The following is a 6,178-nucleotide window of genomic DNA, read 5'->3' as shown; positions in this document are numbered from 1 at the left end:
AAACGGCAAATGGTAAACGAACAGCCTCTGTGAATAGTCCATTGCCTAAAAATAAAAAGGGTTGGTTTATTGAGCTTGAACCGGGAGTGATTGCTGGTAATGAAAATAAAACTAGCGAACAGGTGGTTACTCAGCCAAAAGTTTTACTTAGCACGGTATTCTTCACTACGCGGATTTATGAGAATAAGAAAACAGGCGATGTTAATGCGGTGCAAAAAGCAGAAACTTGTATCGAAAGCAAAGAAGAAGAAACTTCAAAAGGTAATAGCTGGCTGATGGGCTTTGATGTGAAAACAGGGAACAAGCCTGAAGCAGGAAAGTCCGCGACTTTCGCAACGGTTGATAGCAGTGGTGGCAAGTCAAGTAATGAAGAAGTGGGGATAGAGTTAGGCGTGCTGAGCTCTCAGCCAAATATTGTTGGCGGTGAAAAAGGCGAAGAACCTATCGCTGTTGATGCCAATAGTTTGGTAGGCGATGGCGAAATTGTTGACCATAAAGACTTTACTCCGCCTGAAAATGATTGTTTGCCTCATGATGATTATTTGTTGATGCTTGCAAAGGCAACACAAAAAGATTCTTTAGGAACGTTTGATTTAACAGCGCCTGTTTGCTCTAGCTCCGCGCGCTTAATCCGAATCAATACGAGAGAAATAAAATAAGTCAATAATGTTTAGCTTAGATAGGGATGTCTAAGCTAAATTGCTGAACAATAGGATAAAAAATGAGAATACAAATGAGAACACGAGAAAAGGGAATGACATTGCTAGAGGTGGTAGTTTCGATGCTTATCATCGGGCTGGGCATTGTGATGTGTATTTCTATGATGCAAGCCAGTAACCGCTACGGCGAAACGGCTGAATATCGCGCTACCGCTATCAATGAGATTCAAAGCGTGGTCGATAGAATTCGCGCAAATTCGCTAGGCATAGATGGCTATGTTTGGGGAAAAGATGGTTATCAAAATACAGGGTATAATATTAATTCCGTTAAAGAAAAAAAGGTTTCTCCCTTGACCTGTGGCAAAAAATGCACTACTCAGCAAAACTTAGAGCATCAAGCAAAAGGCTTGGCATATACTCGAGCAAAAGCCGATATGGAAGATTGGCTAGGGCATGTGAAAACGGCTTTACCTGGTGGACAAGCGATGATTGCTAAAGATGGTAAAAATCAATACAAGGTAAAAGTGATGTGGCGCGCTAACCCTGAAGCGGAAGATACAAGCGCTAAATCAGATGAATTCGTTGAGCTAACCTTTGCTTTATAGGAGATGAATGTGAAAAAAAGAATAAGTAAACAGTTAGGGATTTCTCTTTTAGAGCTGATGGTTTCGTTAGCGATTGGATTGATTTTGCTTTTGATGTTGGCAACGGTGTATGTTACTTCTATCAATACCAATAAGCTCCGCGATACGAATGCGGAATTGGATGAAACAGCAAGGCAGGTATTTGAGCGCTTGGAGCAAGATTTGAATTTGGCTGGGTATGTGGATGTTTTTGATACTGAAACGGTAACAAGATCAGTGCCTGATATAGATCCTGTAACAAATACACCAAAAGTAGATGCAACTGGAAAACAAATTATGGTAGATAAACAATTTGTTATCCCTAGAGCTGCTCAAGTAGCAAAGCCAAGCGACCCCGTTGTGCAAAATATGTATGGGCGCTTGATGAAAGGAAGCGCAACTACACCTGCATCTCGTCCAGAAACGCCAATTGGCATCGTAACAAAAAATTCTATTCCTAATGGGTTAACAGGCACAGATAATACCTTGACTGTTACTTATCAGGTCAAGCCGATAGAGGATAAGCAAAAAATGGCGAGCTTAAAAGGTGCGGATACTGATAGCGCAGAAAGCGGATGGGGGTTGGATTGCCTTAGTATGAGTGCGGAAAAAAGTTCCTCAACTTTAGATCCAGCTTTTAAGAGCAGTTTTATCAGAAATGAATATAGCTTTAACGATAAAACTTTTAAATGCAATACAAAACCGCTTGTTGGTAATAATGCCGATGGCGATACGGCTATTAATGAAATGCGATTCCGCTATTTAACCACGCAAGCAACGACTGACGCAAAAGCAGATATGTATGACAGTCAAGCGGGATTGTATGTTGATAATATTATGAGCGCTGCGGATGTTGCGACGACAAATTTAGGCTGGACGGGCGTTACTGGCGTTGAGGTTTGCATTGTGGTAGGCGGTTCGCCTTTAAAAGGTAAATTGACTCAAATGGCGGAAATGCAAAAGAGTATTCCTAGTTGTGCAAGAGATGCAAAAACAGGAGATTTTGTCAGTGATATTGCTCGCCCTAATGCCAATGATAAGCGCTTGTATCGTCGCTATGTGAAGGTGTTAACTATCCCGAACGCTTTATATTTTACCCCTTAATTTTGGAGATATCGTAATGAGCTATGACAAATATAAAAATCATGAACGCGGTGTCGTTTTACTAAGTTGCTTAATTTTTCTCATTATCTTATTGGCATTTATGCGCTTTATGATTGGTAATGCCAAAATGAGTGAGCTTAAAGCGGGTGCAGATTTTGACCAAATGAAAGCACAAGAAATGGCAAATCTAACGATGCGCAGCGCTGAACAAGAAATTTCTCGTGTGGATGAAAAAGGAAAATCATTGGTTGATAAAAATCTTTCTGTAACGGGCAATAAGGGCAAAGTATTAGAGCTCGCGGCTGCTTATTGGACGGGTAAGCTGCCTGATAAAGATGGGAAAAAAATTAGTTTTGGTAAGGGAATTTATGATGGGGATAAGAATCCCTGCACTGACCAAAAATGTTCTAATCATGTAAAAGATTGGAAAGCCGCCACTTGCGGCACAAACGTTCTTTGTCCCACAACAGGTGGCGGTAAGTATATTATCGAGCGCTTTACAGGCAATGGTGCTAAATTAGCGATGGGAAAAGCAGATGAAAAAGTAGTCATTCTGCGAGTAACGGGTATTGGCTATAGCGATGAAAATAATGTAGATGCGAGTCAAACTATGCTGCAAAATACCTACATTCTTTCTAGTAAAAAATAGTGTTAAGGATAATCTAATGAAAGAAAGACAGAAAGGGTTTACATTATTAGAACTAATGGTTGTGGTAGCAATTATTGGCATATTAGCAACAATTGCCGCGCCGAACTTTAGTCGCCTAATGGCAAAATCTGATATGCAAGCAGCACTTGGCGAATGGAAAAACTCTTTTTTCTTAGCCCAAAAAGAAGCATTGCGCTTAAAGCATCGTGTGCAGCTATGCCCAAGCACCGATGGAACAAGTTGCACGGGCGGAAAGGATTTTTCACAAGGTTGGATTGTATTGGATACAACTAGTAATAAAATTATTCAAGACTTCCCTCCGCTACCGTCTATGCAAAGTGGAGTGATTACGCTTAAACTTGCCGATAATAGTAAAGATTTAATTTTTTTACGCAACGGTCGCATAAGTGGCGGCACTTTTACTAATATAGCAGTAACACATACAAAGTATAAAGATTTAAGCACGCAATTGAGTATTTCAATGGGTGGGCGAATAACAGTTGCGGATAAAAAATAATATAGGATGCGAATATGATAAGTAGAAACAGAAAAAATAAAGGTTTTACGTTGATTGAATTAATGATAGTGGTTGCCATTATTGGGATTCTAGCGGCAATTGCTATGCCAAGTTACCAACGCTATGTTTTGCGCAGTCATCGCGTAGATGCGCGCAATATGCTTCAAGATATTTCTCAAAAAATGCAGCAATATTATAGTGTTAACCGTAAATATGATACGAATACAAATCTATCTGCATGGGGTCAAAATGTATCTCCTGCGCAAGGAACAGCGCGTTATAATATTACTTTAGCTGTTACAGAAGATTCGTATACACTCACTGCTACGCCAACAGGCCCACAAACAAAAGATGAATGTGGTGCGTTTACACTCAATCAGTCAGGCGTGAAAACAGCAAAAGGAAAGAATTCCAGAGATGAAATATCTATTCGCTGTTGGAGAAGTTAGTAATGACTGCTATTTTAAGTTTATTTTAGCTTTAAGTTGCTAAAAAGGTCTTAAGTTATATAGATATATTTATATATAAATTTACTATGAGCAAATAAAACATCAGTAATATTTTTTATATTATATTGATGAATCTGCTTTTGGGCAGGTTCATTTTTTTGTCTATTGAGTAGATTTTCTATGTTGATAGCTATAGTTTCTTTTCGAACCTCTCTAGCAAAAGGTTGTTTGATTAAAATATCTCTAATGTATTGAAAATTATACATAGAGGGTCCAAAGATGACTGGGCAGCCTGCATGAATGGCTTCTAGTGGGTTATGCCCTCCATGGTTAACTAGACTTCCGCCAATAAATGCTACGGTGGCGCTCGCATAGGCGTTAGAGAGTTCTCCTAAGGTGTCTAGTATTGCGATGGTTTTTGTTGCATTATTCGGTAATGTTTGATTTTTACTGCGTAACACGGAATTAAACCCATATTTTTTTATCAAGGCTTGGATTTGGTTACGGCGTTCAGGATGTCTGGGGGCAATGCAGAGTTGTAAATTGGGATATTTTTTTATCAATTCACAATGCGTTTTTAGAATGATTTCTTCTTCTCCCGCGTGTGTGCTAGCGGCTAACCATAAAAATGTCGATGGAGGAATAAAATTAGCTAAACTCGGTATCGGTTTGTTAGGGGCGATAAATTTTAAGCTGGGCGTAATTTCTGGTTGTAGGTAAGATGAGAGTTTTTGAAATCTTTTCGCATCTTGCCGTGTTTGTGCATTTATTTTGAGATGTTTGAGCGGTTTTTGTAGGAGTTTTCGTGCAAATCGGTAATAGCCTCTTAGGGATTTTTTAGATAATCGAGCGTTAATGAGGAGTGCTGGACAGTCAAATTTTTGTGCGGTCAGCAGAAGATTGGGCCAGATTTCTGTTTCCATCAAAATAAGTCCGCGAGGCTGGATATGGGAAAAAAAGCGGCGAGTGATGCTAGGAAGATCGTAAGGATAATAACTATATTGGACATTATCTGGGTATAAATTTGTAAAGTTTTTAATTTGCTTCCGACCAGTTGGCGTTGTGCAGCTTATCCATAAGTTTAGATTGGGTTCTTGGGATAATAGATGTTCTAGTAAAGGACGAATGCTTAAAAACTCTCCAACAGATACGGTATGTATCCATAGTGGATTTTTATGCTTTATTTTGGGTAGACGAAATCCAAATCGTTCGGAGATGTATTTTCTATAATCAGGGTTGGTATAAGATTTAATAAATAATCTTAGGATAATAAAAGGTAGTAATAGACGCAAAATAAGGTTATAGAGCATTTGCATGAGTTACATCCATAATGGCTTGAGCATTCTCTAGTAGGTGGGCGGGGTTTAATGTTCCAATAATAACGCTAGTAATAGGCGCTTTAAAAACAAAATTCGTTAATGATATTAAGCTATGCTCTGCAAGAAGATGACCACTTCCTAAATATTTTTTGATGATAATGCCGCGATGAGAATTATGAGCGGTTTCTATTGCAAGGTATTCATCAAGATAAGTGGGGTTTAGCGTCAACATGAGTCCATCAATATGAGGCATTGCAGCTAAAGCGCCTTCAGCGGTTTTACAAGACATCCCAATAGCGCGAATTTTTCCTTCTTTTTTTAATTGTTGTAAGGTTGTAATGCAGTCGCTTTGATAGATGATATCTAAATCTGCACCGTCAGAATGAATCATAATAATATCAAGATAATCGGTTTTTAAGCGCTTTAAGCTGCGATGCACGCTTTTAATGGTGTGAGAGGATGAAAAGTTAAAAAAAGACTGATTGTTTTCAAATTCTTCACCTGTTTTTGTGGCAATAATCCAGTCTTGTCGTCTAATTAATTTTCCAAGTCGTTCTTCGCTAATGCCATAGGCAGGCGCAGTATCAAGCCAGTTTATTCCTAAGCTTTGAGCTTGCTCTAGGAGAATTCGAATATCCTTATCTGTAGGTAGGTTAAAATGATGTGGATATTTGACAGCTTGGTTGCGTCCAAATTTTACTGTACCAAGTCCTGCTACGGATAGAAAGAGATTTGTTTGTCCAAATGGACGTAAGGATAAAGTATTCATAAATTTATATAGGAAAATATTATATGGCTACATATATTATCGGTGATGTTCATGGACAATTCGATGCTTTAATGCGACTTTTATCTAAG

Annotated in this window: 8 protein-coding genes; 6 read left to right on the top strand and 2 right to left on the bottom strand. The window is 38.8% G+C overall.

Annotation, left to right across the window (positions count from 1 at the left end):
- The 6 genes from A5N85_RS15560 to A5N85_RS02845 form a co-directional block, all read left to right on the top strand.
- A partial coding sequence (locus tag A5N85_RS15560) for a hypothetical protein (RefSeq protein WP_169818607.1) occupies nucleotides 1-659 on the top strand: 659 nt, incomplete at its 5' end.
- Nucleotides 660-721: 62 nt separating this feature from the next.
- Nucleotides 722-1,264, top strand: coding sequence for a type IV pilus modification protein PilV (gene pilV / locus A5N85_RS02865; protein WP_072575892.1), 543 nt, complete (start codon nucleotides 722-724; stop codon nucleotides 1,262-1,264).
- Between the two features lie 9 nt (nucleotides 1,265-1,273).
- Entirely contained in the window at nucleotides 1,274-2,386 is a 1,113-nt protein-coding gene (locus A5N85_RS02860) for a PilW family protein (protein WP_072575891.1), read from the top strand.
- A gap of 16 nt (nucleotides 2,387-2,402) precedes the next feature.
- Nucleotides 2,403-3,035, top strand: coding sequence for a pilus assembly PilX family protein (locus tag A5N85_RS02855; protein ID WP_072575890.1), 633 nt, complete (start codon nucleotides 2,403-2,405; stop codon nucleotides 3,033-3,035).
- Nucleotides 3,036-3,051: 16 nt separating this feature from the next.
- Nucleotides 3,052-3,552 (top strand): GspH/FimT family pseudopilin, encoded by a 501-nt coding sequence (locus tag A5N85_RS16405; RefSeq protein ID WP_072575889.1) that lies wholly within the window; start codon nucleotides 3,052-3,054, stop codon nucleotides 3,550-3,552.
- A 14-nt stretch (nucleotides 3,553-3,566) separates the two neighbouring features.
- The gene (locus tag A5N85_RS02845) at nucleotides 3,567-4,001 is read left to right on the top strand and encodes a type IV pilin protein (protein ID WP_072575888.1); all 435 of its coding nucleotides are present in this window, start codon (nucleotides 3,567-3,569) and stop codon (nucleotides 3,999-4,001) included.
- A gap of 50 nt (nucleotides 4,002-4,051) precedes the next feature.
- On the opposite strand, the gene A5N85_RS02840 is transcribed toward A5N85_RS02845, so the two are convergent.
- Nucleotides 4,052-5,317 (bottom strand): 3-deoxy-D-manno-octulosonic acid transferase, encoded by a 1,266-nt coding sequence (locus A5N85_RS02840; protein ID WP_072575887.1) that lies wholly within the window; start codon nucleotides 5,315-5,317, stop codon nucleotides 4,052-4,054.
- A complete protein-coding gene (locus A5N85_RS02835; protein ID WP_072575886.1) occupies nucleotides 5,301-6,089 on the bottom strand; it encodes an aldo/keto reductase in 789 nt (262 codons plus the stop codon). Before A5N85_RS02835 ends, A5N85_RS02840 begins: the two co-directional genes overlap by 17 nt.
- Nucleotides 6,090-6,178 lie beyond the last annotated feature (89 nt).

Source organism: Suttonella ornithocola (genome assembly GCF_001889065.1).
In the GTDB taxonomy this organism is placed as follows: Bacteria; Pseudomonadota; Gammaproteobacteria; order Cardiobacteriales; family Cardiobacteriaceae; genus Suttonella_A; species Suttonella_A ornithocola.
The sequence above is the reverse complement of the archived record's forward strand: the minus strand, read 5'-3'. Positions and strand labels throughout refer to the sequence as shown.

Excerpts from the sequence above, each read along its gene's own strand:
- A5N85_RS02840 (WP_072575887.1), bottom strand. The coding sequence starts at position 5,317 with ATGCAAATGCTCTATAACCTTATTTTGCGTCTATTACTACCTTTTATT.
- A5N85_RS16405 (WP_072575889.1), top strand. The coding sequence starts at position 3,052 with ATGAAAGAAAGACAGAAAGGGTTTACATTATTAGAACTAATGGTTGTG.
- pilV (WP_072575892.1), top strand. The coding sequence starts at position 722 with ATGAGAATACAAATGAGAACACGAGAAAAGGGAATGACATTGCTAGAG.
- A5N85_RS02845 (WP_072575888.1), top strand. The coding sequence starts at position 3,567 with ATGATAAGTAGAAACAGAAAAAATAAAGGTTTTACGTTGATTGAATTA.
- A5N85_RS02855 (WP_072575890.1), top strand. The coding sequence starts at position 2,403 with ATGAGCTATGACAAATATAAAAATCATGAACGCGGTGTCGTTTTACTA.
- A5N85_RS02835 (WP_072575886.1), bottom strand. The coding sequence starts at position 6,089 with ATGAATACTTTATCCTTACGTCCATTTGGACAAACAAATCTCTTTCTA.